Origin of the sequence: Catenulispora yoronensis, from assembly GCF_039531695.1 — a bacterium.
GTDB classification, from domain to species: Bacteria; Actinomycetota; Actinomycetes; order Streptomycetales; family Catenulisporaceae; genus Catenulispora; species Catenulispora yoronensis.
This window is the reverse complement of record NZ_BAAAQN010000183.1, coordinates 1-643: the sequence shown is the minus strand read 5'-3', so window position 1 is coordinate 643 and position 643 is coordinate 1. Positions and strand designations below refer to the sequence as shown.

The 643-nt window shown below is 63.0% G+C and carries 1 protein-coding gene; it reads left to right on the top strand.

All coding sequences use genetic code 11. The annotated features are described in order from the left end of the window. Nucleotides 1-643: sugar phosphate isomerase/epimerase family protein (locus ABD481_RS46685; protein ID WP_344672346.1), on the top strand; the 643-nt coding region annotated here is incomplete at both ends.

Here is a 643-nt window from a genome sequence, read left to right as displayed (position 1 = left end):
AATGACCATGTTAAATCCTTAGGCGGGCAGGCCGCCGTCCTGCCGTTTATCGCCAACGCCGGCGCGGACGGCGTCGAAATCCGCCGCGAGCTGTGCAGCGCGGAAGAGCTCAACGCTCTGCCCTCGCTGGCGGCCACCATTGAGCGCCACGGCCTGCTGGCCTGCTACTCCGCGCCGCAGGCGCTGTTCACCGACAACGGCGAGCTTAACCCGGATCTCCCGACGCTGCTCGCGGAAGCGCAAACCCTGAACGCTCTGTGGCTGAAGCTCTCCCTTGGCCATTTCCTCCACAATCAGCAGTTGGATGAACTGCGCGATATCCTCAGCGACAGCGGCATGGCGTTGGTGGTAGAGAATGACCAGACCGACTGCGGCCAGCTGGCGCCGATGCAGCGCTTCAAAGCCGCCTGCCGGGTCCATCAGCTGCCGATCACCTTAACGTTTGATATGGGCAACTGGCTGTGGGTTGGCGATTCGCCGGAAGAGGCGGCACGTCATCTTGCGCCGGCGGTCAGCTATATTCATGTTAAAGCGGCGGAGCCTCATCATGAGAAATTCCGCGCTGTACCGCCGGATCAGGCCGCCGAACGCTGGCTGGCCCTGCTCGATAATCTTCCCGCCGACGCGCCGCGTGGAATCGAGT